Source organism: Bradyrhizobium uaiense (assembly GCF_010811875.1).
GTDB lineage: Bacteria > Pseudomonadota > Alphaproteobacteria > Rhizobiales > Xanthobacteraceae > Bradyrhizobium > Bradyrhizobium uaiense.
The window spans coordinates 17727-44681 of record NZ_VKHP01000049.1 but is presented as its reverse complement, the minus strand read 5'-3'; the positions used below and the strand labels follow the sequence as shown (position 1 = coordinate 44681).

Sequence of the window (26955 nt, the reverse complement as noted above, 5' to 3'; positions counted from 1 at the left end):
CGCGGGCGGACCTGCGCTCGTATCGTCGAGCAGGCGCTGCGGCTCGGTTACCGGCACGTCGACACCGCGCAGATTTACGACAATGAGCGCGAGGTGGGCGAGGGGCTGCGCGCATCCGGCGTCAAGCGCGTCGATGTGTTCGTCACCACCAAGGTCTGGACCACGCACTTCATGGCGAAGGATCTCGAACGGTCCGCCAAGGAGAGCCTGGCGCGGCTGCGCATGACCGAGGTTGATCTGTTGCTGCTGCACTGGCCCAATCCGCAGGTGCCGCTCGCCGAGACGCTCGGTGCGCTGGCGCGGGTCAGGCAGGCGGGACTGGCGCGGCACATCGGCGTCTCGAACTTCAGCGTCGCACTGATCGAGGAGGCGGTGGCGACGTGTCCCGAGCCGCTCGCCTGTGACCAGGTCGAGTACCATCCTTACCTGGACCAGGCCGATGTGATCGAGGCCTGCGCACGCCAAGGCATGGCGTTCGTCGCCTACAGCCCGATCGCGAAGGGGCGGGTGAAGAGCGACTGTGCGCTGGCGCGGATCGGCGACCGCTATCGCAAGACGGCTGCCCAGGTCTGCCTGCGCTGGTTGGTGCAACAAAATGTGGCCGCGATCCCGCGCACCTCGAAGCTCGAGCGTCTCCAGGAAAACATCGACATCTTCGATTTCGAGCTGTCGGATCAGGACATGCGCGAGATTTCCGCGATGGCTGGTGCCGGCGCATGTTGATCGGCCGATGCGCCACTTGCCTGGGCATCATTGCGCGGAAAATCGCTGGGCGGCGGCCCGGATCATGCTATTGCGCGCTGGCCGCTTGCGGATTTGAACCGAAGGGGGATTGAGGCAGGCGGGTTCCGACCGGTAATGTTGCCGGCGGGGAGACATCACTGATGTGATCGAGCGGGATGAAGTTTCGGCCAAACGCGGACATGTTGGCATCGGTGTTCGTGCACCTGATGCTGCTCGCGCTGATTTTCCTGTATTCGGAGGTCCATCAGTTCGATCCCGTCGCCGCTGACACGGTGCCGGTCGAGATCGTGACGCCGCAGGAGGTCGCCAAGTCCGAGATCAAGACCGAGCCCGATCCGGTGCCGAGCCCGTCGCCGACCCCCGAGCTGCAGCTGCCGTCGCTCGACAAGCCGGTGGACTCAGCCAGGCCCGAATCGTCGGCGCAGGCACCGGCGCCGAAGCCGCAGCAGACCGCGCCGGAGCCTCAGCAGAAGCAGGCGACGCCCCCGACGCCCAAGCCGAGCCCGGCTCCGCAACATGCCGCGGCTGAACCGCCGCCGGCAATGCCAGCACCTCAGGCGCCGCCGATGCCCCAGCCGATGGCGCAGCAACCGGCGTCGTCTCAGCCTGCCTACGCGAAGCCCGAGCCTGACCTGTCCGTCAAATACAATGTCATGCTCGGCCTGCCGCCCGACATCTCCGTGAAGCCGCCCGCCAACGCGCCGTCCGGTCCCGGTCCCGGCAAGGACAATTTCGACGCGGCGGCCACCGAACAGGCCGATGTCGGCTCCAGCGTGGCCGCCGAATTCCGACGCCACCTGAAGACCTGCATGAAACTCCCGGCGACGGTGAGCACGAGCGACGATGTCAGGATCAAGCTCCGGGTGTTCCTGAAGCCCGACGGCAAGCTCGCCTCGCCGCCGCTGTTGATCGAGGCCACCGCATCGGAAAAGGGGCCGCTGCTGCTGAAAAGCGCGACCGAGGCGCTGCAGGCCTGCCAGCCCTATGCGATGCTGCCGCGGGACCGCTACGGCGAATGGAAGGTGCTCGATCTCGATTTCAGCCCGCGCGATTTCGCGTCGTGAGCCAGGACGAGCGTCAGCTGCCCATCGCCCGCCAGGCGTTCGAGGCGAACTGCCGGCGCCAGATCACGATCACGACGGCGGCGGTGGTGATGAACAGCACCCAGGGGCTGACGAACCAGCCGAGATAGCCGAGCGCGAAGAAGAACGCGCGCTGACCGCGGTTGAAGTGCCGGCCCGCGGTCTCGAACAGCCGGGTGGTGCGGATCACATGGGCTTCCGCCTCCGGTGTGTCGCGCTGGCCGGCCGGCGGCATCGCGCCGAACAGGATCGCGACATAGTTGAACAGGCGATAGGCCCAGGCGAATTTGAAGAAGGTGTAGATGAAGATCAGGATCAACCCGATGCACTTGACCTCCCACAGAGCAGGCGAGGGCGTGAGGTTGACCGGCAGCGCACCGAGCACGGCGAGCGCGTCATTGGTCGCGCGCAGCAGCGCCAGCGCGCCGCCGATCGCGATCAGGCTGGTGGAGGCAAAGAATGCGGTGCCGTTCTGCAAGCTGGCCATGATCTGCATGTCGACCATCCGCGCATCGCGGTTGAGCAGATTCCTCACCCAGATTTCGCGGTAGACATGCATGCGCGCCGACAGGCTGTCGCGCCCATAGGCGGTGTGCTCCAGCGTGATGGCGTAGACCAGCCACTCCAGCGCAAAGAAGCCGACGGCCAGGATGTCGACCCAATAGCCGGTCATGGTGCCTTCCTTCGTGAACGCGCGGCCTGCCGCTCCGCGCCGCATCCTGCGTCATGTACAGGTTGAACGCGTGCAATGCACTATGGCAAACTGGCGTGACAACAGGATTCCCGGACATGCTCAAGCTCGTCATCGGCAACAAGAACTATTCGTCATGGTCGATGCGGCCCTGGCTGGCGCTGCGCGCCAACGACATCCCGTTCGAGGAAATCTTCGTTCCGCTCTACACCGATCAGGCCGACAAGGATCGCATCCTCTCTTTCAGCAAGGCCGGCAAGGTGCCGACGCTGATCGACGGCGACGTCACGGTGTGGGATTCGCTTGCGATCATCGAATATCTCGCCGAGAAGTTTCCCGAGGCCAAGCTGTGGCCCTCGGATCGCGCCGCGCGTGCACATGCGCGCGCGATCTCGGCGGAGATGCACTCGGGCTTCGTGCCGCTGCGTAGCGAATGCGGCATGAACCTGCACCGGCCGATCCGCGCCATCGCACTGTCGGACGATGCGCGGGCCAATGTGGCGCGGATCGAGGATATCTGGGCCGAATGCCACGCGCGTTACGGCAAGCAGGGCCCGTTCCTGTTCGGTACCTTCTCCGGGGCGGACGCGATGTACGCTCCCGTGGTGCATCGCTTCCGCACCTACGCGATCCCGGTGAGGGCCGAGGCGCAGCATTATGTCGATGCCATGATGCAGCTTCCGGCGTTCCAGGAATGGACCCGCGACGGCGTTGCCGAGACGCTGCGGATCGCCCGATTCGAGGACGTCTGACGGTTCTAGCGCTTCCGATTTGTGACAAGGCTCGCAAAGATCGCGGCTTGACGTCGCGGGGCCGAAAGCGTCGAATCCGAAAAGCCGGATCTTCAAGTCGTGAAAGGACTTAGACCATGGGTATTCTGGATTCCCTGGAGAATTCGCCCGAGCTGAAGGGCATGCTTGGCCAGCTCGGCGCGGCGGTGATTCCCGCTGTGCTCGGCGAGGTGATGGGCAATGGCGGGCAGGGCGGCTTGTCCGCGATCGTTGCCAAGCTCGAGCAGGCCGGGCTCGGCGACCAGGTCAAATCCTGGATCGGCACCGGCCAGAACCTGCCGATCACGGCCGAGCAGCTCCAGCAGGTGCTGGGCAGCGACACGGTCAGGCAACTCGCCGCCAGGTTCAATATTCCGGTCGACCAGCTCTCTAAGGTGCTCGCCCAGCAGCTTCCGGCTGCGGTCGATGGCGCGAGCCCCAACGGCAAGCTGCCGCATACCGCCTGAGCGGGTGGAACCGGGTTCCGCGGGCAATTTCCGGCTGGCACGTAAATTGCTGCCTATCGCCCTGAAAAACCTGCAAAAATCGTACCTTCGCCATGCCCCAATCTTGCTGGATTTGGGGCGGTGCGATGTGCTAGCTTGCCGCAGGGTTCTCAAAATGCCGGCCAGAGCTATCGGGACTGTCAGCTCGGCCAGCAATCTCTAAGAAAATGGAGAGGGCGTTGAAGCATAAGTACTCGATTGGCGAAGTCGTCTATTTCACGGCCAGCAACGTGGCGCGCCCCGCTGCGAGCGGTACCTATCAGGTGATCCGCCTGCTGCCGACCGATGGTGATGACTGCCAATATCGCATCAAGAGCTCGACCGAAGCTTTCGAACGGGTGGCCAAGGAGAGCCAGCTCGCGCTGTCCTGATGAGTTGTGCGCAAGCCGGTGGCTGAAGCGGGTTCCGCGCTGCCGCCGTCAAAAGGCCCTGTTCGCAGACCCATTGTGCTGAAGGTTGGACGTCGGGATGGCGGCGTTCGCCGCCGCCGATTGTGCTTACGCTGCGTTGAGGGACATCGCGCATGAATTGGGCTTCCTCGCTGGATCAGATCTGGCGCTCACCGACCTTCCCGATGTGGCTGACGCTGGCCGCGGCAGGATTTTTTGGGGTTGTCGTTCTCGTCACGCTGCTGCGTGCGGAAAAATCCGTCGCCAACGGCGCGCTGACCGTCATTACGTTGCTGTCGATCGCGGTCGCGGTCGCCGCGACGATCCGCGGCTTCGGGCCAGGCGGGCAGGCGTCGCCGGCCGACACACGGACGGCGCAATTGACTGGCCAGACCGTGCCGGCGCTGGCCTGCGTCGACGACCTCGCCGGAGATGCCGTTCTCAATGCCTGCGAGAAGGTGCTGTTCGGTTCATCGGATACCGCCGCTGCTGCGGTCAGCTATGCCGCGGCACAGATTTCGCGGTTGACTGCACTGGGCGACCTCGCCGCCGCGGAGCGCAATTCGACCACCGAGTTGCAGGCGCTGCGCCGCGCCATCGAGCATGACCGGTACGGCCTCGTCGCCTACGCGCTGATGGCGCGCGACCATTGCACACCGACCGCGTGCCCAGCGTTCCGCTCGCTCGGCGACAACCATCAGATCATCGCCAACATGAACGAGCGGACCTACGAGAACCTCGTCACGCGCTATGCGGGGGCCTGGAACGCGCCGTCCGCGCAGCCGTCGGCAGCCGGTCTGGTCGCGGCGCTGCCGCCGTCGATGCCCACGGGCAAGCCGACCAATGCCGAGTTTCCGAGCGCGTCGTCGACGCCGCCGGTCAGCATCATGACGCCCGAACCGGCGAAGCCGGCCGCAGCGGCACCGCCGCCGGCCGCGCGCGCTGCCGCCGCACCGCCCGCTGCCCCGAAGCGGCCGCCCGTGGCCAAGCGTCCGGTGCAGATCGCGCCGGCTGCGGCGCCGGCGCCGCCACCCGCGGCGGCGAGTGCGCCGGCGGCCGCGAGCCAGGATTGAGCCTGACACTGAGGGTAATGACGGCGGCGTGAGCCGTCGTCATCGCACCGTTTGCACGGCAGTCCCGATATCCACCGCTGCCTACGGCGCTCCCTTTTCAAAGCGCGCGCCGGCCGCTACATCCGACGCATGCCGCTACATCTCATCAAGCTCGCCGTCGGTTGCGACTCCGTCAAGGAACTCAAGGGCTGGGTCGCCGAACGGATGGCGACCGCGAAGAAAAAGGGCCTGCCGCTCCGTCACGTCCACATCACGCGGATGACGCCGAAGCGCGAGGAGGAGCTCCTTGCCGGCGGCTCGCTGTATTGGGTGATCCGTGGCGAGATCGCCGCGCGCGAGAAGATCATCGCGATCGAGCCGTTCCGCGACAAGGATGGCATCGGACGCTGCCGCATCGTCATGCAGCCCAAGGTGATCGCCGTCTCGCCGCGGCCGATGCGGCCGTTCCAGGGCTGGCGCTATCTGACGGCCGACTCCGCTCCGGCCGATCTCACCAAGTCGAGCGCCGCCAGCGTGGCTTCGATGCCCGAGCCGATGCGCCGCGAGTTGCGCGACCTCGGATTGCTCTGAGCAATCGGACAGCTCTCGTCGATCGGGCGGCAGTTGCCGCGGGTCACTGGGTCACGAGATGCAGCCGGCTCCATTCGGACGCCGGGATCTCGACATAGCGGCCGCCCGCCTTGCTGACGGTGACGTCGAGCAGTTCATGGTCGATCCCCATCTCGCCGAGATATCGCCGGAACTGTTCGGTGAAGATCGAGGTCAGGCTTTCGCGGTGCTCGGCCGAGACGTTGGGGGCGAGCCGGTCGTAGATCTGCATTTTGGCGGTCAGGACGACGCGATTGCCGGGCGGCACGATGCGATGGACGCCGCCCGCAAGCATCAACACACAGGCAAGCTCGCAGGCCACGCTGGACAGCTTCTCCTTCGCGTCCAGCGGGCCGCCGGGCCGCTTCAGCGCAAAGCATTCCTCCTCGGATTTCCCGCCGCAGGCCTCGACCTCGGTCGCTGCGACCGCAGCATCGATGCCGCGTCCGCGCAGGATCCGGCCAAGGCTGGCAGCGACGGTGAGGTCGGACCCCGGTTTGACATTGATCACCACCGGCAGCTTGCGTCCGTTCTGACGGTCGAGGATCGCCAGCAGGCGCTTGTAGGTGTCCCATTGCACGGCGCCCTCGGCGGCGATCCAGTCCGAGCAGCCTGGACCGCAGGCATCGGGCGCGCCATGCGCGACATAGAAGATCATCGCGCCGGGCGCCGAATTGACCCCGCCGACCGGCGGCCGGGTCTGCGCCTGCACCACGGTGGCGGCCGCCAGTGCGATGCCGAGAACAATGCCGTGCGTGAAATACCTGCTCATTCCGATCGCCCTCTGAAAGGCGCGATCATCCCTGCGTCACGGGCGCGGCGCAAGCACGACCCGGCCGCACGGATGAGGCCGGGCCCTCATTACACGCGCGCGTCGGGACCGTGCATGAACGGCATCACACTTTTCCGGAGGCTGCCTAAACCGCGATGTTGTCGATCAGGCGCGTGCTGCCGAGCCGTGCTGCGACCAGCATCCGCATCGGGCCGTCTTTCAGCGAGCCGATCGGCGCCAGCGAGGCGGCGTGGCGAACCTCGAGATAATCGAGCACGAAGCCGGCCTTCGTGATCAGCGCCGCGCCGGCGGCCATTGCCGTCGCGGTGTCCTCGCCGGCGCGCAGGCGACCTGCCGCTTCCTTCATCACCCGGTTGAGCTCGGGCGCGGCGCGCCGCTCCTCAGCCGAGAGGTAGACGTTGCGCGAGGACATCGCGAGCCCATCGCGTTCGCGCACCGTCTTGGATCCGATCACCTTGACGCCGAGGTCGAGGTCGGCGGCCATCTGGGTCAACACCCGGAGCTGTTGAAAGTCCTTCTCGCCGAAGATCGCGACATCCGGCCGGACCTGCGTGAACAGCTTGCCGACCACGGTGGCGACGCCGCCGAAGAAGTGCGGACGGAAGCGATCCTCGAGCCCGGCGGTGGCCGGCCCTTCCGGCACGATCCTGGTGGCGAAGCCGTCCGGATACATCGCTTTCACCTCGGGGTGCCAGATCAGGTCGACGCCTTCGGCCGCGAGCTTGGCGACGTCTTCCTTCCAGGTGCGCGGATACGACCCGAAATCTTCCGTCGGCGCGAACTGCGTCGGGTTGACGAAGATCGAGACGACGACCCGCTTGGCACGGCGTTTGGCGAGCCGCACCAGCGACACATGGCCGTCATGGAGGGCACCCATGGTTGGGACCAGCGCGACGGTCGCCTTCTTGGCGCGCAGGGCGTCGACGGCGCGACGAAGGGCAGGGACGGTACGGACGACGGTGGGATTTCTCGGCATCTGGTCTCGGCTCGTGGGGCAATCGGGGTGGGATTTTTGGCGTTCGGCAGGTGGCGTACCTTACCAAGTCCGGGCCGCTATCGGCAAACCACCGCGCATGCATTACCCGATCTCGAATGCGCATGGATCGTGGGCCGCATTCCGTTGATCGACGCAGCGCGCTTGCTCGTTCGATTCATCATTAAGGACGGCTGCAATTGATTTCGTGTCGCAGTGATGCATTTCACTTGACCGCAGCGGCGCTCGATTTGAAGATCGCTGTCGGGGATTGAATCATGTTGGTGCAGGCAAGTCAGGGTCAATCCGGCTCCGCACATGTCGTGGTGCTGGGCAACGAGAAGGGTGGTTCGGGCAAGTCGACCACCGCCCTGCACATCGCCGTTGCGCTCATGAAGGCTGGACAGCGCGTCGCCAGCATCGATCTCGACTGCCGGCAGCAGAGCTTCACCCGCTATATCAGCAATCGCCAGGCCTGGGCACGGCGCACCGGGCTCGACCTCGAGCTCCCGGCGCACCACTGCATCAAGTACGGCGAGACGATGCAGATCGAGGAGAACGAGAACGCCGAATTCCAGCAGTTCATGGCTGCGGTGAGCACGGTGGAACGCGCCTATGACTTCATCGTCATCGATACCCCGGGTTCCGATAGTTACCTGATGCGGCTCGCGCATTCGATGGCCGACACGCTGGTGACGCCGATCAACGACAGCTTCCTCGATTTCGACGTGCTGGGCACCGTCGACCCCGCGACCTACGCGGTGGTCGGCGAGAGCCACTACGCGGAGATGGTGCGCGACGTGCGCCGCAAGCGCCGCCAGCTCGACGGCGCCTCGACCGACTGGATCGTGGTGCGCAATCGGCTGTCGATGCTCGGCTCGCGCAACAAGCAGCTGGTCGCCGACGGCTTGAAGCAGCTGTCGCTGCGGCTCGGGTTCCGTTCGGTCGACGGCTTTGCCGAGCGGGTGGTCTATCGCGAATTCTTCCCGCGGGGGCTGACGGCGCTCGACGACATCGACGAGGCGACGCTCGGCACCCGTCCAAGCCTGGGCCACGTCACGGCGCGCGAGGAGGTGATGAGCCTGCTACGCCAGCTCAAGCTGCCGCTCGACGAGCGCGGCCGCCGCCGGGCCGCCAACCGGGCCGAGTGGTTCAGCCAGGTCGACAAGCCGCTCGAAGTCCACGACATCATCGGCAACTAGGGTGCTTTCGCGCGTAGTGGGGACTGGAGTCCGTTCCGATTCAATCGGAACGGAAGAGTTCCAGCGTCGGCGTCTGGTCGGCCTATCGATTCGGTTCCAGCACCGTCATCTTGAACGGCCCGCCATTGGCGGCGGCATGCGTGACCGCGTCGTTGGCGTGGTCGAGGTCAAAGGTCGTGACCTCGAACTGATCGAGCCGCAGCAGCCCTGCACGGGCGAGGTTGACGAGGCCGAATGTGGCCTCCGGCGGATACATCCAGGCGCCGTGAATGCTGATGCATTCGCGCATGATCCAGGGATAGGGCAGGTCGAGCCCTGGTCCACCCTGCATCCCGACGCCGCCCATCAGCACGACCCGGCCATAGGGACGCACCGTCATGATCGCGGCGCGAACCGTCGGTGTCGTCACCGACGGCGGCATCAGGTCGAGCACGCAGTCGATCGGGCCGGGCGCGGCCTGCCACATGCGCTGTCGGTCGTCGTCTTCGTTGCCGCTGAGCCCGACCGGGCGCACACGCGGGCCAAAGCGGCGGACCAGATCGGACAGCACCTTTTCATTGCGGCCGGGCGCGATCACGCAGGCAGCGCCCATCGCCAGCGCGACGGCAACCCCGGCACTGCCGAAATTGCCGGTGGCGCCGCTCACCAGCACGGTCTCGCCGGGCTGCAGCCGCGCCGCCAGCAAGCCGCCATAGGGCACGAGGCAGGTGCCGAGCGCGCACCATGACGGCGCATCGGCCGGATCGATGCTGCCGATCCGCTTGACGTTCTCGGTCGGCACCAGCGTCTGCTCGGCGAACGAGCCGTGCCGGAAGTGCCGCTGCAAGCGCAGCCCGCCTTCTCCGCGCGCGCTCCAGCCCTGCAAGGTGATGTCCGGCGAGATGCTGTCGTCGCGCGAGCGGAAGGTCGGATCGCAGTACACCCAATCGCCGGCGGCGAGGTGGGTCGCATCCGGCCCGACAGCGCGAACTCGCCCGATGGCGCCGGGACCGGGAACGGCCGGCAACTCGAGCAGGTAGCTGCGCTCGCCGCTGAAGACCTCGTTGGCGTAGGACAGCACGCGCGTCGCGATCACGTCGACGAGGACTTCGCCCGTTCCCATCTTGGGTGCGGGGACCTCCTCGATCGCGAGCGGCGAGCCGAACGATTTTAGAACTGCTGCTTTCATCTGATCTCATCCCTGGCTGAGATCGGCATCATGCTGCGCTCCGTTGCGCCCAGGAAGACCTGGTATTATCCTAGGATTATCAAACCCAGTCAGGAGCCCGGTGATGGCCACTGCGCGGCAAAGCGAACTCGGCGATTTCCTGCGGTCGCGGCGGCAAAAGCTGACGCCCAAGCTCACCGGCACCCAGGCCGGGCGACGACGCCGAACGCCCGGTCTGCGCCGCGAGGAGGTGGCCGAACTCGCCGGTATCGGGGTCGACTGGTACATCCGCCTCGAGCAGGGCCGCTCCGTCAGCCCGTCCGCCACCACGATCGACGCGCTGGCGCGGGCACTCCGTCTCAGCAAGGCCGAGCACGCGCATCTGCGGGCGCTAGCAAAGGATGGCGACCGCCGACCATTCGCCACCGAGACCGTGCCGCCTGCGATCCGGCGCGTGGTCGAAAGCCTCAACCAACCGGCCTATGTCACAGGGCGGCGATGGGACGTGCTGGCCTGGAACGCAGCCGCGGAGGATGTCTTCGCGTTCGGCCGCCTGCCCGAGGACGAGCGCAATACGCTGATGTACGTGCTGACCAACCCCAAAAGCCGGCAGCTGTTCGGCGCAAACTGGCCCGAGGAGGCGCGGCGCATCGTGACGCAGTTTCGGCGGACGCACGACCTCTGGCCTGGAGATCCGGCCTTCCTCGATCTGCAAGCGCGGCTGCGCAGAGGCTGTCCGGAGTTCGACGGCTGGTGGGGCACCCACGACGTCAGCGTCAGCGTCGCCGGCAGAAAAGTGCTCAGCCACCCCAAGCGCGGCCGGCTGACCTTTGAATATGCCACCTTCCAGGCCAATGACGATCCAGAACTTAAACTGATCATCTACACAGAAATTCGCTGAAAACCGTGTTTTCCGGTGATTTTCGCCACAGAGCGGCCCAAAAGGTGGAACAAAGGGACCGAAATCCGGTTTCCCCTCAACGTCTATCCAAGGCTCGAACACAACCTTGGGAGCTTACGTCGAAGGGTCAGAGGAGAGCATGCGCCGGCGCGGCGGTCCTGTGCAACTGCACAAACTATAGGTGCGGCGCACAACGTTATGCCACCAAAGCCACAATATTTGGACTTCCTGTCACGGCGCTGTGACATATATTCTCAAAAGGAGGCCGAAGAGCCTCCCGCCAAAATAGCCCTGAAAAGGCGGGCACCTCGAGGACGTCATGAAGCGTGGAATTCTCGTTCTGCTGTCTCTCTCCGTGGTGATCACGGCGGCTTATTTCACCGCGAGCAAGTGGGCGATCCGTCACGAAACCCTCATGTTCAAGGATCCGACGCGCGATGAGCGGCCGGTCGCGGTCGACGTCGCCGTGCGCTTCGACAAGGAGATGCAGGCCGACGCTGGCATGATCACGCTGCCGGTTGCGATCCTCAATCATGGCAATACCGTCAAATTCACCGAATATTCCTTCCTCGCGAACGTGTTCGCGGCGCGCGGCTATCTGACCGTTAGCATTCAGAACGACCTGCCGTCGGACGGACCGATGGTGACCAAGGAAGGCGAGCTCTATGTCGGGCGCCTGCCGCAGTATCAGCGCGGCATCACCAACATCAAATTCGCCATCGAGGAGATGAAGAAGCGTCAGCCGAACGCGGACTACAGCAAGCTGACGATGGTCGGCCATTCCAATGGCGGCGACATCGCGATGTATTTCGCCAAGCAGTATCCGGACGAGATCAAGAAGGTCGTCACGCTGGACAATCTGCGCGTGCCGTTCATGACCGACGGCAAGTTCAAGATCCTGTCGTTCCGTTCGCATGACTCTCACTTCAAGCCGGATCCCGGCGTGGTGCCGGACGAGGAAGAGTGCGAGAAGGCCGGCATCACCGTTGTGAACACCAACTTCCAGCACAACGACATGCGCGACACCGGACCCGAGAAGGCCAAGGACTCGATCCAGGCCATGCTCGATAAATTCCTGGCCGATACCGACAGCGCTGTCGGGCCGGTCGATACCAGGAATGCGCCGCCGAAGATTCTGGAGCCCGGTCCGGTCTCGCTCTACGTGCCGGTCGAGAAGCCGCAGACCTTCACCGAGAAACTCAAGAAGTCGCTCTCGCTGACCAAGACCGAGACCAAGAAGGACCCGTCGGTCACCAATTGACGGAGCCGCCCGGGATGCCGGCAAGCCCGTCACGTTGACCAATCCGATCCGGCGGCCCACATAGTGTTTGCTGTACGAGGCAAGCGCTGATGGCCGGCAAGACGATCAAACCGACATCCGGAGGCGATGTACGTCCGGCCAATGCGCCTGGCGTGCCGACGTCGAGTTCGAACGACATCGCCGCGTTCGTGGCGAAGGCGCGGGCGATGTCGCCGCATCGCGCCGGCGCACGCGGCAGGCTGGTGTTCGCCCTCGATGCCACGATGAGCCGGCAGCCGACATGGGACATGGCGTGCACGCTGCAGGCGGACATGTTCCGCGAAGCCGGCGCGCTCGGTAGCCTTGATATTCGCCTCGTCTATTATCGCGGCTTCAACGAGTGCCGTGCTTCGGGCTGGATATCAGACAGCGCGCAGCTCGCGCGGCTGATGAGCAAGATCGATTGCCGGGGCGGCAATACCCAGATCGGCAAGGTGCTGTCGGAGACGCGACGCGAGGCGGTCGCCTCAGGTGTGCGCGCGCTGGTGTTCGTCGGCGACGCAATGGAGGAGAGCGCCGACGAGCTCTGCGCGAAGGCCGGCGAGCTCGGGCTGCTCAAGGTGCCGGTATTCATGTTCCAGGAAGGCGCGGATACGACTGCCGAACGGACGTTTCGCGAGATCGCGCGGCTGACCGGCGGCGCATGGTGCAGGTTCGATCCCGGCGCGGCCGCACAGCTCCGCGAACTGCTGCGTGCCGCCGCAGCCTACGCTGCCGGTGGCCGCGAGGCGCTGCTGCAGCTGGCGAAGACCACGAGCAGTGCAGCGCGGCTGATCGGCCAGATGAGCTAGCGCCGCCTTGCGTCAGGCCTCGCCTGACGTTGCGGCTTTCGCGAGCGCGCCGAGCAGCGTCGACATGTTGGCCGTGACCTGCCTTGTCGCCTCCGCAATGCCGTGGCGTTCGGCGAGCCAGGCCGGGTCGTTGTAGGACAGCCAGCAGTCGCCGGCTTCGTCCTGCCACACCAGCGCCTTGAGCGGCAGGTCGATCCCGATGGTCTGCGCGGCCTGCATCAGCGGCGTGCCGCCCTTCGCATTGCCGAACACGAAGATCTCGGTCGGGCGGAGCGCAAGACCGGCACCGGCTGCACCCGCGGCATGATCGATCTGTGCAAACAGGGTCAGCCCGCTGGCCTGAAGTTCGGCCTTGAGCCGGTCAGCGGTTTGCTTCGGCCCGGCATTGCTGCGGAGGCTGATCAGTCCGTCAATCGTCATCGCGCTTCCTCCAGCACTGTTGCCGCAAGCTACTCAATCGCGGGGATCAGCGCCACGCCGGTGCGCCTCACGCTCCGGTGAGACGAAGCTTCGCATGCATTTTGCCGCCGGGCCGCTTATATTCCGCGCATGCCAACCCTGATCGCCGGCGTCGTTGCCGTTGTCGTCCTTTATTCCGCGCTGCAGATGTTTCGTGCGGCCAATCCCGCCGTGCTTGCGCGCGCGATCAAGATCGTCGGCGGCGTGCTCGCGCTTGCCGTTGCGGCCTTTACCGGCGTGCGGGGCGAGCTCGCGGTGGCAATTCCGCTCGGGATCTTCGGCGCCGGGCTGCTTGGCTGGTCGCCATTCGGGACGTCAGGCTTTCCCAATCTCGGCGGCATGTTCGGCGGTTCGCGCTCTCAAGGACAAAGCTCGCGGGTGCGCTCGCAATATCTCGACATGAGCCTCGATCACGGCAGCGGCGTGCTCAAGGGCCAGATCGTGGCCGGACCGCAGGCCGGCCGCATGCTCGATGAGTTCGACCTAGCGCAGCTCCTGGAGATGGTCCCGAGCTTCGACGCCGAAAGCGTCGCGCTACTTGAAAGCTATCTGGACCGCCGTTTTCCCGCCTGGCGTCAGGACGCACAGGGCGACCGGGCAAGGGGGCAGGGCCGTCCGGCGGCGAGCGGCAAAATGACGAACGAGGAGGCCTATCAGATCCTTGGCCTGCAGCCGGGCGCGTCGCGTGACGACATCAGCCGGGCTCACCGCACCCTGATGAAGAAACTCCATCCCGACCAAGGGGGCTCGACGTACCTCGCTGCCCGTGTGAACGAGGCCAAGGATACTCTGCTTCGTGCGCATCTCTAACTCCGGCTACGCTACCAACGCCACAGCCGAGAGCTGCCTTCCGTTTCTGATTGATGCCCCGCCTGACCCGCCGCTGTCCGGCGTGGCCGATCATTCTTTCGGGAAAACTTAACCGTAAAATCTTGACGAGAAGTTTTCATAATCGCGCCGCGCTGACGGGCCGACTGTTTTCGCAGGCGACACGCAAAGCAAAAGGGCCGGCGCTTGCGGCGCCGGCCCTTTGCGATCAGCAGATGGCGTCGATCAGTTGCGGACGGTGATGCAGGAAATCTCTGCGCGCTTCAGCGTCTTGCAGGCCGCTTCGGCCTGGTCGCGTTCGAGACCGGCAAAGCGGGCACGGTAGAGCTTGCGATTGTCCTTGGCGACGACTTCGGTGAACGGGTCCGCCTTGCTGAGCAGGCCGCGGGCCGAGCTGCGCGCGAGGTCGATGCGCTTGTTGGCCTCGCCCTCGGACTCCAGCGCGCCAACCTGGATGATCCAGCCGCTGTGGGCTGCGCCCGGCTTGACGGCGCTGGTCTGCGGGGCGGCTTGCAGGCTGCGGGTGGAGGGTTCAATCGAAGCCACGGCTTGGGCGGGCGCATGCACGGCCGAGGCCGGCAGCACGCCGAGTACGCCGTTGCCGGTACCGAAATTGGCCGGCTGCGGCGGCATTTCGGGCTTCGAGGTCTCGACGGCCCGCGCCATCATCGCATTGGAGGTCTCGGGGATTTCGCCGCGCGACGGGATCGCGTTGGTGATCGGGGGCGCGGACTGTGCCGGGCCGGCGGCGGCGAGCTTGATCTGGCCGGCCTTGACCTGGACGGTCTTCACCTTGACCGGCTTCATCGGTTCAGCCGAGCCGGGGATTGCGGCGATCGGCTGGGTCTGGATCACGCCTGAGGTCAGCGGTGCCGGCTCGGGCTTGGCCTGCGGTTCCGGCTTGGCGGGGGGCGGCGGCAGGGCGGCGGCGACGGCCGCCATCAGCGACGGCTTGCTGGCCGGGCGCGGCGCCTGGATCGCGGCAGCTGCGGCGGCGGGCTCCGAGGCAGCGACCGGCGAGGTGTCCGCGTTGCGGGCTTTGTCGGCATCGGCAACCTCGACATTGGCGTCGGCCGGATTGCGCTCGGTGATCGCGGCGGCAGTGCGGGTGGTCCCGGCCTTGCCGATGTTTTCGGCCAGCAGGTTGCGCATGATGGCGTCGCGGGAGCCGCCGCTGCGGCCGCCGAGCACCACGCCGACCAGGAAGCGATTGCCGCGGTGGATCGAGGTCACGAGGTTGAAGCCGGAGGCGCGGGTGTAGCCGGTCTTGATGCCGTCGACGCCCTCGACGCTGCCGAGCAGGCGATTGTGGCCGGTGATCGTGTGGCCGCGGAAATTGAACGCCGTCGTCGAGAAGTAGCGATAGTAGCGCGGGAAGCGATCCTGGATGGCGCGGCCGAGCGTCGACTGATCGCGCGCCGTCGTGATCTGCTCGTCGTTGGGCAGGCCGGAGGCGTTGCGATAGGTCGTCCGGCTCATGCCGAGCGCGCGGGCCTTGCGGGTCATCATCCGGGCGAAGTCATCTTCGCTGCCGCCGATCGCCTCGGCGATCACCACCGCGGCGTCATTGGCGGAGCGGGTGACGAGGCCTTTGATGGCGTCCTCGACCTTGATGGTCTGGCCGGGCCGCAGGCCGAGCTTGGTCGGGTCCTGTTCGGAGGCATGCTCGGAAACCGGCATCTCGGTGTCGAGTTTCATCTTTCCGGAATCGAGGCGCTCGAACAGCAGATAGAGCGTCATGATCTTGGTGAGCGAGGCGGGGTGGCGCAGGCCGTCGGGGCTGTTGGCTGTCAGCACCGAACCGGTATTGCCGTCGACGATGATCGACGCGAATTGCGGGCTGTAGCTTTCGCGCGCGGACGCGGACTCGCTGTGATGGTGGCGGGCGGTGTGGCGCCGGTGGCGACGCGCCTCGGCGCTATCACTGGTGATCAGGATCGCCGTCGTGACGGTCACGAGCCCAAGAACGCCAACTCGCAGCGCCCGCGAGGAAGCCAAGGTTGTTCGAAGCATCTACTTCCCCGTCCCAATTTCTATCTAGATCACTGGCTCGTGAGGCGAAATTGTGCCCGGCGGCCGTCGATCCTTGCCTGCGCAACAGACCACTTCGGGCAGAACCATCGGCCCTGGTGGCGGCTCAGGTCGCTCTTCTAGCTAAGGTGTTGTTCACAAACAGCTTTCGAGGCTGCCTGTCGGAAGGCGAACAAAGTCCGGGAATCAGGTTAGGCGGCCCGAGTTTCCAAAAGATTAAGCAACCGTTGCGTAGTCCCCCGGGGTTTATGGCAAATGCCCAGGATTCGGGCAAATGTCGTTGTGCGTTGCACAATATTCGTTGACTTTATTGTGCGATGCGATATTTGTATCGGCGTCAGGAGGCCGGGAGCTTCCCGGCAATGGGAATTTGCGCCTTCAAAGTCTGGGAAAAGGAATTCCATGGTCAAGATCGAAGACATTCAGAACTACGGCAAAGAGCATTTCGAGTCGGTCACTGCGTCTGCGAACAACCTGCAGAGCGGCGTCCAGGCGATCGCCACCGCCTATGGCGACTACGCCAAGAAGTCGTTTGAGGACACCAAGTCGTTCGTCGAGAAGCTGTCGGGCGTGAAGTCGCTGGACAAGGCGCTCGAGGCGCAGACCGAGTATCTGCGCTCGTCCTACGAGACGTTCGTCGCGGAATCGCAGAAGATCGCCGGCCTGTACAGCGACTGCGCCAAGCAGACCTTCAAGCCCTATGAGGGCCTGGTCACCAAGTTCGCGCCCGCTCAGTAAGCGCCGCTGACCAAGACAAACGAAAAGCCCGGCCGTTTCGGCCGGGCTTTTTTGTTGTGCCTCAGGGGACGATTACTTCGCCAGCCGCAGCTTGCTGAGCGCGGTCCCGATCGTGTTGAACGTCGTCACGATCTGGGTCGAGCTGGTCAGCATGTAGAACTTGTCGGGGCTGCTGGCGCAGTTCTTGAGGACGGTCGAGGTCGGATCGGCGGGCGAGCTCGTGTTCACCTGGATGGTGTAGATCGTGTACATCGGATTTCCGCTGGAATCCTTCGCGTTCTGCAGATTCTGGCACTGCAGGGTCTGCCTTGCGTCGATTGGGTTGCCTGAGGCCTGCGAACTGCCGTCGCCGTAATCGGGCCAGCGGTCCTGGGTATTCAAACCGTCGGACAGCAGGATGATGACCCGGTTGTAGGTGGTGTTGGAGTCCTCCGCCGGTGTATTCAGCGGACCGCCCACCAGAAGGGACTGCCACCCCACGGCCAATCCGATCGACTGGTCGGTGCCGCCGGTCGGCTGCATGGCGTTGACCGCCGTCTTGAGCGCACTCCAGTTGTAGCTCAGCGGAATGACGGGCTCGAGCGGTGTAGATGCGGTGCTGCTGCAAAAGGCGTTGCCACCCCAGGTGTCGAAATACTCGTTGGCCGGAAACAGCGTCGTGACGTCGGATGACGTCGGCAGCACGCCCGTCGCATCGTTCGGCTGGGTGCGGTCTGCGACGCAGCCGGTCCAAGTGCTGATCGGGTTGGTGGAAGGCTGGCGCCAGTCATTTGCGACCCCCACAGCGTTGGGGGTCCAGACGTGGTTCTGGTTCGGGGTATTGCTGGGATCCTTGAAACCGACGATGGCGGAAACTCTGGGTTGATTCGGATTGTCCGTCAGGTCGTTAGGCCCAGGCTGTGTCCAGTTATGAACATAGGTCCATCCGGTACAGGACTTGCCGCTGCCGGTGCCGCTGCAAGTGCAACCCAAGACGCTGGAACCAGAGGCGTTCTTTGGGCAGCTGCAGTTCGAGCTTCCGCTGCAGAATTTCTCCTGGACGCCGGTTGGTTCGCTGCTCCAACAGCCGTTGTACTTTGTCTGGGTGTTGTTATCGGCGGTCGGGCAAATTGGATTTTGGACGGATGCGCCGTTCAGTGTGATCGTCGTCGACGGGATCCATGACGTAGTCGAACTGTTGCTTGCTGTGGGGCCCGTTTTACAAACGAAGCCACCGTTTGCGGCGCCATTCGTATTGCCGGTGGTGTTGGTGAACGGGCATCTCGCACCAGGTCCCACGGCATGCCAGTTGATGGGAAGCGTCGCAACACTCTGTCCGTTGGCCGGCTGGGTCGTGGGCGGATTCAGCCAGTCGGTCCAGTCGATCCAGCTCTGGCCGTAGTTGCTGGAGCCGACATTGACGTCCTTGGCGAACGGGATAACGGAAATATAGACGTCGCCGTTGTTCTTGCTCAGCGCGCTGAGCTGATCAATCAGGCCGCCGGATCCCGCCACCGCGTTGCGCAGCGCGGTAATCTTGCCGTTGTCCGCCATCGATCCCGTGTTGTCGAGGACAAGGGCGACGCGCATCTTGGCGTTGCCCCAGGTGGTGGTCGTCGAGGTGCCGAAATTCATTTTCTGGAAATTGCCGCCGGACAGATCGGCAAACTTCATGAAATAGGTGTTGATGTAGCCGGACCCGCTCAGGAGAATGGTCGCAGCTGCGCTCGCTGTCGGGGTCGTATAGGTGGCCGAGATGGCAATGCCCTGGCCGTCCTTGTTGGTGAAGAGGCTGTTGAAATAGGTCTGCGCCTTGCTCGGGATCTGCGCGGTCGTGATGGTGCCCATGGTTAGATCCTTGGACAGCATCAGCGCAGTGGAATCGAGCGCCGACTGCATCGCAGTGCGGGCGTTGTTGGCGCGGGTATAGTCGACCGCTGCACCCATGAAGGCGAGGATCGGCAGGATTGCGAAGGTGAAGATTACCGCGACATTGCCGTCGGTTGATCTGGAAAACCGGCGGAGAGCCGCGCGGACGCGATTGGAAATGGCTGAACCAAGCATGGCGCTCTCATGGAAATGGATTGCGCGGCCATCTCCACGTGCGCGGCTAAACAGATTGTGAATCGGGCAAGGGAAACCTGACAGGTGGCCCGATAGAGGATCAAAAGCAGGGCAAAAGCCCTCGCTATCCTGAACACCCCCTAAATTGGATATCCGGCTCCTTTGTCAAATCAGGCAGAAATGATTAACCTTCCAGGGGTTGCCGTACCGGGAATCGGACCGGTGGCCCGCGGCGGGTCTTAGCTTGCGGCAGGGCCTCGCGAGGCCCATATTCGGGAGGTCGATCCGGCCGCCGGATCGGACCGGGAGCGGCAATCTGGAAAGCATTGCTGGGGGTTCCGCGATCAGTCTTGCGGCAATCGCGACCACCTTCCAATCGCCATCCGGTTTCCCGCCGGCTTCCTTTGGGGAATTCGAACGCCTGAGCCATGTTGCGATCCAAGTTGACAGTCCCGATCTCCGAGCCGGTTTCGTCCATGCCGGCGGTGCCCGCCGCGGCGGCGCCGAAAATGAGCAATGACGACAACCGCAATGGTGCGGGCAGCGGTCCGTCGACCTCGGTCATCACCAAGGTCAAGCCGAAGACCAAGCGGCCGAACCTGTATCGTGTCCTGATCCTGAACGACGACTACACGCCGATGGAGTTCGTCGTTCACGTGCTGGAACGATTCTTCAACAAGGACGCCGAGGCGGCGACCAAGATCATGCTGCACGTTCACCATCACGGGATCGGTGAGTGCGGCGTGTTTACCTATGAGATCGCCGAGACCAAAGTGACGCAAGTCATGGACTTCGCGCGCAAGCACCAGCATCCACTGCAATGTGTGATGGAAAAGAAATAGCGCGCGGGAACGATTGACCTGCCGCGGGGAGCGGAACGGGTCTTGCATCGCGTTTTGTGTGGTGGCGAACGGCGTTCCCGTATGATCACGGGGCGCGGGCAAGCGACGTTGCCAGGCGACGTTCCGATGCCCCGAATTTAGAAGAAAACCATCATCGCAAGACCGGTCTTTCGCCACGATCCGTCGTAACTATATCAATGGCGATCACGAAGGTTGTTATTGCCTGACCCGGTAATGGCGATCATGATGGCAGGGGGCCATAGAGGACGCGAATGCCAACTTTTTCCCAAAGCCTTGAACAATCACTGCACCGTGCATTGGCGATCGCAAACGAGCGTCATCATCAGTATGCGACGCTCGAACATCTGCTGCTGTCGCTGATCGATGACTCGGATGCAGCGGCGGTGATGCGGGCCTGCAGCGTCGATCTCGACAAGCTCAGGACGAGCCTCGTCAATTATCTCGAGACCGAATTCGAAAACCTGGTGACGGACGGCGCCGACGACGCGAAGCCGACCGCCGGGTTCCAGCGCGTGATCCAGCGCGCGGTGATTCACGTCCAGTCGTCCGGTCGCGAGGAAGTGACCGGCGCCAATGTGCTGATCGCGATCTTCGCCGAGCGCGAGAGCCATGCCGCGTATTTCCTGCAGGAGCAGGACATGACGCGTTACGACGCCGTCAACTACATCAGCCACGGCATCGCCAAGCGGCCCGGCGTCTCCGAGGCGCGGCCGGTGCGCGGCGTCGACGAGGAAACCGAGGCCAAGGGCAACGAGGACGCCAAGAAGAAGGGCGAGGCGCTCGAGACCTATTGCGTCAACCTCAACAAAAAGGCGCGTGACGGCAAGATCGATCCGGTGATCGGCCGCAATGCCGAGATCAACCGAGCGATCCAGGTGCTGTGCCGCCGCCAGAAGAACAACCCGCTGTTCGTCGGTGAAGCCGGCGTCGGCAAGACCGCGATCGCCGAGGGCCTCGCCAAGCGCATCGTCGACAGCGATGTGCCGGAGGTGCTGGCGGCCGCGACCGTGTTCTCGCTCGACATGGGCACGCTGCTCGCGGGCACCCGCTACCGCGGCGATTTCGAAGAGCGGTTGAAGCAGGTTCTGAAGGAGCTGGAGGCGCATCCGAACGCCATCCTGTTCATCGACGAGATCCACACCGTGATCGGCGCCGGCGCCACCTCGGGCGGCGCGATGGATGCATCCAATCTGCTCAAGCCCGCATTGGCTTCGGGTACGATCCGCTGCATGGGCTCGACCACCTACAAGGAATACCGTCAGCACTTCGAGAAGGACCGCGCGCTGGTGCGGCGCTTCCAGAAGATCGACGTCAACGAGCCGACGGTGGAAGACGCGATTGCGATCCTCAAGGGCCTCAAGCCTTACTTCGAGGATTACCATCGGCTGAAATACACCAATGAGGCGATCGAGGCGGCGGTGCAGCTGTCGTCGCGCTACATCCACGACCGCAAGCTGCCCGACAAGGCGATCGACGTGATCGACGAGTCCGGCGCGGCGCAGATGCTGGTCGCCGAGAGCAAGCGCAAGAAGACGATCGGCATCAAGGAGATCGAGACCACGATCGCGACCATGGCGCGGATCCCGCCGAAGAGCGTGTCGAAGGACGATGCCGAGGTGCTCAAGCATCTCGAGCAGACGCTGAAGCGCACGGTGTTCGGTCAGGACAAGGCGATCGAGTCGCTGGCGGCGTCGATCAAGCTGGCGCGAGCCGGCCTGCGCGAGCCGGAGAAGCCGATCGGCAGCTATCTGTTCTCGGGTCCGACCGGCGTCGGCAAGACCGAGGTGGCGAAGCAACTGGCGGCGTCGCTCGGTGTCGAGCTGCTGCGCTTCGACATGTCCGAATACATGGAGCGGCACACCGTGTCGCGCCTGATCGGCGCGCCTCCCGGCTATGTCGGGTTCGACCAGGGCGGGCTGCTCACCGACGGCGTGGACCAGCATCCGCATTGCGTGGTGCTGCTCGACGAAATCGAGAAGGCGCATCCGGATCTCTACAACGTGCTGTTGCAGATCATGGACCACGGCCGGCTCACCGACCACAACGGCAAGCAGGTCAACTTCCGCAACGTGATCCTGATCATGACCACGAATGCGGGCGCTGCCGATCTTGCGCGGCAGGCCTTCGGCTTCACCCGCTCGAAGCGGGAGGGCGACGATCACGAGGCCATCAGTCGCCAGTTCGCGCCGGAGTTCCGCAACCGGCTGGATGCGATCGTCTCCTTCGCGCACCTCAATGCCGAGGTGATCGGCATGGTGGTCGAGAAGTTCGTGCTTCAGCTCGAGGCGCAACTCGCCGACCGCGACGTCACGATCGAACTGTCCGAGCCCGCCAAGGCCTGGCTGATCGAGCACGGCTATGACGAGCAGATGGGCGCACGTCCGATGGCGCGCATCATCCAGGAGCACATCAAGAAGCCGCTCGCGGATGAGGTGCTGTTCGGCCAGCTCAAGGGCGGCGGACACGTGCGCGTCGTGCTGGTCAAGGACGAGGCGGCCGCCAAGGACAAGATCGGCTTCGAATATGTCGAGGGCCCGGTCACCCCGAAGCCCGAGAGCCTGCCGCCGCGCAAGCGCAAGCCGCCGAAGGGTGGCCCGAACAACGGCGGCGGAGGCGGCACCAAGGGGCCGGCCTCCAAGGGGCCGATGGTCAAGGTCTGAGGCGCGAGCCAAGCAATCAAATGAAAAGGCCGGCTGTTCAGCCGGCCTTTTTGTTTGACGACGGCGATGGTACGGCCGGGGCCAAACGACACCGCGTCGGCTAGACACCTTCATAGTCGGATATCAGCTTTGCAAGCAATTCACGCTCTTCAGGAGATTTTTCGGTCGGGTCATTGATCACGTTCTGAAGCAAATAGAACTCGGTGTCGTTTTTAATGCGCCCTCGCTTTAGAACCTTGGCGTAACCGCGCGAATATCGTCTGCGCAATTCAGAGAGCGTAATGATCCTGCGGTTGGCAAGCTCGGCATCCAAATTCGCAACCTCCGCTGGATCGAAGCGCGAAGAACGTTCCACGCAATCATTGATCGCGTGGCGCAGCCCCTGGAAAGCCATTCGTGGACTCGTCTTTTCCATTGCCTCCAAGACAGCCAACGGCTGCTTCTCTGGCGGCAAGAAATCCATCGGCATGTATCGTTGAACATAGAACGACAAAAAATTCTTGAGTTGCGTATACTCACTTTGGTTGAAGTTCGGCATTGCTGCGCACCCGTCAATCGTGACCAAGCTCGAGCCTGCGGGCGACTGGCCCCCAGGAAACGTCGCGCGGGCGCGCGTGTTTGTCGAGCATAACGCTAACCCGATCCGCCTTACTCGCCCTTCAAACGCTGGCCCTCTTGAACCCGCACCCGCTCGGCGCCGCGGCTGCCGGCTGACGACAGCCGCAGCGTGCTGAGCAAGGCACCGACGACGGCAAAGCCGACGCCGACCATCAGCGATATCCGCGTGCCGTCGGCCGGATAGCGCGCGAGCAGCATCGCCACCAGGGCGGCGCCGACGGTCTGTCCGAGCAAACGCGCGGTCCCCAGCATGCCGCTGGCGCCGCCGGAACGCTCGCGCGGGGCGGCGGCGATCATGGTGCGGTTGTTCGGGGTCTGGAACAGGCCGAAGCCGGCGCCGGCGAGCGCCATGCGCCAGACCACGTCGATCGGCGCGGCGTTGGCCGGCATGAAGGCCAGCGTGCCCAACCCCAATGCGAACAGCAGCAGGCCAATGCCGCCGAGCAGGCCGGCCGGATAGCGTTCGACCAGCCAGCCCGCGATCGGCGCGGCGAATGCGACCGCGATCGGCCAGGGCGTGATCAGCAGGCCGATCTGCACCGCCGAATAGCCGAAATGGTTTTCCAGATAGAACGGCATCGCGACGAAGGCCAGCATCTGGCCGCAGAACGAGGCGATCGAGGTGCCGATCGATAGCGCGAAAATCGGAATCCGCAACAGGTCGACCGGCAGCAGCGGCGAGGGCAGATGCTGCTGCCGCCGGTACAGTAGATGCGATGCGACTGCCGCGACCGCGAACTCCAATGCGCAGACATAAAGCGCCTCGCCATGGCCGGCGCTGTCGATCGCGCTGATGCCGAATCCGAACGCGATCGCGCTCATGGCGGCGCTTTGCCAGTCGAAGGCGTGCACCGCGGGCCTGGTATGGGGCAGGAAGCGCCAGCCCAGCGCCAGCGTGACGATGCCGAGCGGAACGTTGATGGCGAACAGATACGGCCAGGTCCCGACCGCCAGGACGAACGAGGCGATGGTCGGGCCGACCGCGGCCGAGATCGCGACCACCAGCGCGTTGACGCCGATGCCGCGGCCGAGCAGCGAATGCGGATAGGTGAAGCGGACCAGCGCGGAGTTGACGCTGAGGATGCCGGCGGCGCCAAATCCTTGCAGGATGCGTGCGATCGTCAGCAGCGGCAGCGTATGCGACAGCGCACAGAACAGCGACGCCAGCGTGAACAGCAACAGCCCTGCCAGATAGACGCGGCGATAGCCGATGATCTCGCCGAGCGAGGCCAGCGGCAGCAGCGAGATCGTGATCGCCAGCTGATAGCCGTTGACGATCCAAATCGAGAACGCGGGGCTGGCGTTCAGATCCCTGGCAATGGTCGGCAGCGCGACGTTGGCGATCGAGCCGTCGACGACGGCCATCACCAGCCCGAGCGCGATCGTGAGAATGGCCCAATTGCGCTGCGGTTGCGGCAGCCCGTCGGGATGCTCAATGATCGCGGGCGACATGTCGTGGAGTGGCTCTCGGTTCCGGCATTGCGGGCTTACCGCATGCTGGATTAGCCGGGCCTTTGCAACCCCCGAAATGTCCGTCCCGGGTGCATCGAAACGGGGCCAGGGAACACGAAAAGCGGCTCAGCCCTGGCCCAGCAACTCCTTGATGCGCTGCTGCAACTGCCGCTTCTTGATCTCGCTGCGGCGGACCCGCTCGTCGAGATCGCTGACCGGGGTGTCCGAGGTCATGATCCGGAAGGCGAGGCCGACCTTGTTGGCCTGGCGCCAGACCAGGCGCGCGAGGAACGAGCGGCCCTTGCGCGCGATGTTGAGATTCATCTCTTCGGGCAGCCGCGTGGCGTCACCGAATTCAACGCACGCGCCGTGGTCGCTGATGTTGCGGACGACGCAATCCATCGTCGAGCCGCGCTCATTGATCTCCGCAACCGCACCGTAAAACACCTTGTCACGCGGGCTTTGGCGCCGGTCCTGCATGGGAAATCCTCCTAAATGAACGGCAGGACTGTACCGGTCCGCGTCAGCGAAAAGAAGGGCACCAGCGGAACCCGTTGCAGTTAGTGTAAATTGTTTGCATGTCGGAAGGTCCGGATTCCCGGCTATTTTGCGCCGCAAACGGCCTCGTGAGCTAGTTCGGCAGCCGGCTTTGCCGCCAATCGCGCGGGGACAGGCCGTAATGGTCGCGGAAGACGCGGCCGCGATGGGCGAGAATTTCGCGGCAGTTCGTCTAGAACGGCTCTTTCAACACCTGTGCTAACGGGCCGTCTTTCGCGGCCAAGGCCGACCAGCCTGGCTTCATCCCAACTCTCAATCTCGCGAAATGCTTCCCCGAAATAAAGACGTTGGCGTCATCCGGGCTATCAGAATCGCCCCACTCAACGGTGATATCTCCTGGAGAATCCGGGGGAGAGAAGGAAAGATCATCAGTGGCGAACGGCGCCGGATTGGCAAACGGCATTCTTGTCTGATCGTGCCACTCAGGCTCGACTGGAGTTTGACAGCGATTGTAGAGCCAAACGTCGCTACGAATACGTCCGTCGCAGTCCAGCAGATAGGCATAAGCAACCCGACCATCATCCTCGATGATGACGGCTTTCTGATCAAACGGTGAGTCGAACTTGGCGACGAGACCTCTATTGCTCATCGAGCTCCTCATCAACTTGTCCAATGAAAGCTCTCGTCGTCAGTTCGGCAGCCGGCTTTGCCGCCAATCGCGCGGCGACAGGCCGTAGTGGTCGCGAAACACGCGGCCGAAATGCGAAAGATCGTTAAAGCCCCAGGCAAACGCGATCTCGCCGATGTGGCGATGCGCGTGCGTCGGCGAGGCGAGGTCGCGCTTGCAGCGCTCCAGCCGCTGCGCCAGCACGAAGCGCTGGAACGAGGTGTCCTCGTCGGCCAGCAGGCTGTTGACATAGCGCGGCGAGATGCCGAGTGCGGCGGCGGTCTCGGTGAGGCCGAGCTCGGGGTTCGGCAGATGTGCGAGCACGTGCGCCTTCAGCCGATACAGCAGCGCGGAGCGGTGGGTCGAGGCGGGCAGCGCGGCGCCGCCGAGTCGCTCGCTCATCGCCATCGCGAGCAGGTCGGCGGCCTGATCGGCGAGGCGGATCGCATTGTCGGAATCGAGCCTGTCGGCGATCTCGGAGAGCCCCGAGATGAACTGAAAGGCCAGCCGCTGTACCGGGCGATCCGATGCGAACGCGGTCGCGGTGAGGCCCTGGGTGCCGGCAAAGCGCCGGTGCAGCATCTCGCGCGGCACCTGGAAAATGGTTTGTGTGAAGTCGTCGTCGAAGCGCAGCTCGTAGGGCCGTGTGGTGTCGTAGAACGCGAACTCGCCGGGCTGGATCACGGTCTCGCGGCCGTCCTGCAATACGGCGCCACAGCCGCGCCGGCCGAGCGCGATCAGGACGAAGTCCTCGCTGGTGCGCGCGATCCGCGACGGCGTGCGCAGCACCCGCTGGCGGCCTGACGACACCGTTGAACACTTCACTGCGCCCAGTTGCGCGCTGGTGATCGCGCCGTGGAAGGCGGTGCCGAGATCGGACTTGCAATCGAGCTGCACGAACACGTCGCAGACGATGTCCCGCCAGAGCGCGAGGCGCCGATGCGTTGGCGCGTCTTCCGTGGTGAACAGGGCCGGCATGATTTCCTCCCTTCACGAGTGCAACGCTGGCCACGCAAACAAAGCAAGCTTCGTACCGGTGACGGCCGGGGGAATCTCCTCCGCAGTCGAATTTTCCTTCCGTCCTGGTCGAACGGCGTTCCCGGTCCCAAGGCAGCATGATGTCAGAAGCGGCTGCGGCCGATCAAGAC

Annotated in this window: 27 protein-coding genes; 15 read left to right on the top strand and 12 right to left on the bottom strand. The window is 64.3% G+C overall.

What is annotated here, in order from left to right; all coding sequences use genetic code 11:
* Both FNJ47_RS14720 and FNJ47_RS14715 read left to right on the top strand, forming a co-directional pair.
* Positions 1-723: aldo/keto reductase (locus FNJ47_RS14720; RefSeq protein WP_163154170.1), on the top strand; the 723-nt coding region annotated here is incomplete at its 5' end.
* Between the two features lie 176 nt (positions 724-899).
* Positions 900-1808: a hypothetical protein gene (locus FNJ47_RS14715; protein WP_163154168.1), complete on the top strand. Its 909-nt coding sequence runs from the start codon at positions 900-902 to the stop codon at positions 1806-1808.
* Positions 1809-1821: 13 nt separating this feature from the next.
* Here the strand turns inward: FNJ47_RS14715 and FNJ47_RS14710 are convergent, their stop codons facing one another.
* Positions 1822-2499, bottom strand: coding sequence for a DUF599 domain-containing protein (locus tag FNJ47_RS14710; RefSeq protein ID WP_163154167.1), 678 nt, complete (start codon positions 2497-2499; stop codon positions 1822-1824).
* Between the two features lie 116 nt (positions 2500-2615).
* On the opposite strand from FNJ47_RS14710, the gene FNJ47_RS14705 reads away from it, so the two are divergent.
* From FNJ47_RS14705 to FNJ47_RS14685, 5 genes are all read left to right on the top strand, one after another.
* Positions 2616-3269, top strand: a complete 654-nt coding sequence (locus FNJ47_RS14705) for a glutathione S-transferase family protein (RefSeq protein ID WP_163154166.1) — start codon at positions 2616-2618, stop codon at positions 3267-3269.
* A gap of 116 nt (positions 3270-3385) precedes the next feature.
* Entirely contained in the window at positions 3386-3754 is a 369-nt protein-coding gene (locus FNJ47_RS14700) for a YidB family protein (protein WP_163154164.1), read from the top strand.
* A 206-nt stretch (positions 3755-3960) separates the two neighbouring features.
* Positions 3961-4164 (top strand): hypothetical protein, encoded by a 204-nt coding sequence (locus tag FNJ47_RS14695; RefSeq protein ID WP_175068379.1) that lies wholly within the window; start codon positions 3961-3963, stop codon positions 4162-4164.
* Between the two features lie 152 nt (positions 4165-4316).
* A complete protein-coding gene (locus tag FNJ47_RS14690; protein ID WP_163154160.1) occupies positions 4317-5255 on the top strand; it encodes a hypothetical protein in 939 nt (312 codons plus the stop codon).
* A 129-nt stretch (positions 5256-5384) separates the two neighbouring features.
* Positions 5385-5825: a DUF1489 family protein gene (locus FNJ47_RS14685; RefSeq protein WP_106318065.1), complete on the top strand. Its 441-nt coding sequence runs from the start codon at positions 5385-5387 to the stop codon at positions 5823-5825.
* A 43-nt stretch (positions 5826-5868) separates the two neighbouring features.
* Here the strand turns inward: FNJ47_RS14685 and FNJ47_RS14680 are convergent, their stop codons facing one another.
* Together FNJ47_RS14680 and panC are read right to left on the bottom strand one after the other, a co-directional pair.
* Positions 5869-6615: a hypothetical protein gene (locus FNJ47_RS14680; protein WP_163154158.1), complete on the bottom strand. Its 747-nt coding sequence runs from the start codon at positions 6613-6615 to the stop codon at positions 5869-5871.
* A 145-nt stretch (positions 6616-6760) separates the two neighbouring features.
* Positions 6761-7612, bottom strand: a complete 852-nt coding sequence (gene panC / locus FNJ47_RS14675) for a pantoate--beta-alanine ligase (RefSeq protein WP_163154156.1) — start codon at positions 7610-7612, stop codon at positions 6761-6763.
* Between the two features lie 275 nt (positions 7613-7887).
* Here panC and FNJ47_RS14670 point away from each other — a divergent pair, with 275 nt between their 5' ends.
* Positions 7888-8811, top strand: coding sequence for a division plane positioning ATPase MipZ (locus FNJ47_RS14670; RefSeq protein ID WP_163154154.1), 924 nt, complete (start codon positions 7888-7890; stop codon positions 8809-8811).
* 82 nt (positions 8812-8893) lie between these two features.
* Here the strand turns inward: FNJ47_RS14670 and FNJ47_RS14665 are convergent, their stop codons facing one another.
* The gene (locus tag FNJ47_RS14665) at positions 8894-9979 is read right to left on the bottom strand and encodes an alcohol dehydrogenase catalytic domain-containing protein (RefSeq protein ID WP_163154152.1); all 1086 of its coding nucleotides are present in this window, start codon (positions 9977-9979) and stop codon (positions 8894-8896) included.
* A 103-nt stretch (positions 9980-10082) separates the two neighbouring features.
* Here FNJ47_RS14665 and FNJ47_RS14660 point away from each other — a divergent pair, with 103 nt between their 5' ends.
* From FNJ47_RS14660 to FNJ47_RS14650, 3 genes are all read left to right on the top strand, one after another.
* Positions 10083-10859, top strand: a complete 777-nt coding sequence (locus FNJ47_RS14660; protein ID WP_163154150.1) for a helix-turn-helix transcriptional regulator — start codon at positions 10083-10085, stop codon at positions 10857-10859.
* Between the two features lie 319 nt (positions 10860-11178).
* Positions 11179-12120 carry an alpha/beta fold hydrolase gene (locus FNJ47_RS14655; protein WP_163154148.1) on the top strand — a complete coding sequence of 314 codons (942 nt, stop codon included), beginning with the start codon at positions 11179-11181 and terminating at the stop codon, positions 12118-12120.
* 89 nt (positions 12121-12209) lie between these two features.
* Entirely contained in the window at positions 12210-12950 is a 741-nt protein-coding gene (locus tag FNJ47_RS14650) for a vWA domain-containing protein (RefSeq protein ID WP_163154147.1), read from the top strand.
* A gap of 12 nt (positions 12951-12962) precedes the next feature.
* Here FNJ47_RS14650 and FNJ47_RS14645 read toward each other — a convergent pair whose 3' ends face one another.
* On the bottom strand, positions 12963-13370 hold the full coding sequence (locus FNJ47_RS14645; protein WP_163154145.1) for a DUF302 domain-containing protein: 408 nt from the start codon (positions 13368-13370) through the stop codon (positions 12963-12965).
* Positions 13371-13499: 129 nt separating this feature from the next.
* Between FNJ47_RS14645 and FNJ47_RS14640 the strand changes: the two genes are divergently transcribed.
* Positions 13500-14219 (top strand): DnaJ domain-containing protein, encoded by a 720-nt coding sequence (locus FNJ47_RS14640; RefSeq protein WP_163154143.1) that lies wholly within the window; start codon positions 13500-13502, stop codon positions 14217-14219.
* A gap of 243 nt (positions 14220-14462) precedes the next feature.
* Here the strand turns inward: FNJ47_RS14640 and FNJ47_RS14635 are convergent, their stop codons facing one another.
* Complete coding sequence (locus FNJ47_RS14635) at positions 14463-16250, bottom strand: serine hydrolase (RefSeq protein ID WP_163154141.1); 1788 nt, start codon at positions 16248-16250, stop codon at positions 14463-14465.
* A gap of 420 nt (positions 16251-16670) precedes the next feature.
* On the opposite strand from FNJ47_RS14635, the gene FNJ47_RS14630 reads away from it, so the two are divergent.
* The gene (locus tag FNJ47_RS14630; protein ID WP_163154139.1) at positions 16671-17006 is read left to right on the top strand and encodes a phasin family protein; all 336 of its coding nucleotides are present in this window, start codon (positions 16671-16673) and stop codon (positions 17004-17006) included.
* A 72-nt stretch (positions 17007-17078) separates the two neighbouring features.
* On the opposite strand, the gene FNJ47_RS14625 is transcribed toward FNJ47_RS14630, so the two are convergent.
* On the bottom strand, positions 17079-19049 hold the full coding sequence (locus FNJ47_RS14625) for a pilus assembly protein (RefSeq protein ID WP_163154138.1): 1971 nt from the start codon (positions 19047-19049) through the stop codon (positions 17079-17081).
* A gap of 509 nt (positions 19050-19558) precedes the next feature.
* Here FNJ47_RS14625 and clpS point away from each other — a divergent pair.
* Positions 19559-19891 (top strand): ATP-dependent Clp protease adapter ClpS, encoded by a 333-nt coding sequence (gene clpS, locus FNJ47_RS14620; protein ID WP_106318898.1) that lies wholly within the window; start codon positions 19559-19561, stop codon positions 19889-19891.
* 272 nt (positions 19892-20163) lie between these two features.
* Complete coding sequence (gene clpA / locus FNJ47_RS14615; RefSeq protein ID WP_163154136.1) at positions 20164-22572, top strand: ATP-dependent Clp protease ATP-binding subunit ClpA; 2409 nt, start codon at positions 20164-20166, stop codon at positions 22570-22572.
* Positions 22573-22672: 100 nt separating this feature from the next.
* Here clpA and FNJ47_RS14610 read toward each other — a convergent pair whose 3' ends face one another.
* The 5 genes from FNJ47_RS14610 to FNJ47_RS14590 all read right to left on the bottom strand — a co-directional run bounded on the left by FNJ47_RS14610 (position 22673) and on the right by FNJ47_RS14590 (position 26785).
* Positions 22673-23110 carry a hypothetical protein gene (locus tag FNJ47_RS14610; RefSeq protein WP_163154134.1) on the bottom strand — a complete coding sequence of 146 codons (438 nt, stop codon included), beginning with the start codon at positions 23108-23110 and terminating at the stop codon, positions 22673-22675.
* A gap of 110 nt (positions 23111-23220) precedes the next feature.
* Positions 23221-24642 (bottom strand): MFS transporter, encoded by a 1422-nt coding sequence (locus tag FNJ47_RS14605; protein WP_163154132.1) that lies wholly within the window; start codon positions 24640-24642, stop codon positions 23221-23223.
* A 126-nt stretch (positions 24643-24768) separates the two neighbouring features.
* Entirely contained in the window at positions 24769-25122 is a 354-nt protein-coding gene (locus tag FNJ47_RS14600) for a PilZ domain-containing protein (protein WP_163154130.1), read from the bottom strand.
* A 250-nt stretch (positions 25123-25372) separates the two neighbouring features.
* Positions 25373-25789 carry a hypothetical protein gene (locus FNJ47_RS14595; protein WP_235999881.1) on the bottom strand — a complete coding sequence of 139 codons (417 nt, stop codon included), beginning with the start codon at positions 25787-25789 and terminating at the stop codon, positions 25373-25375.
* A gap of 39 nt (positions 25790-25828) precedes the next feature.
* On the bottom strand, positions 25829-26785 hold the full coding sequence (locus FNJ47_RS14590) for an AraC-like ligand-binding domain-containing protein (RefSeq protein ID WP_163154128.1): 957 nt from the start codon (positions 26783-26785) through the stop codon (positions 25829-25831).
* Positions 26786-26955: the final 170 nt, after the last annotated feature.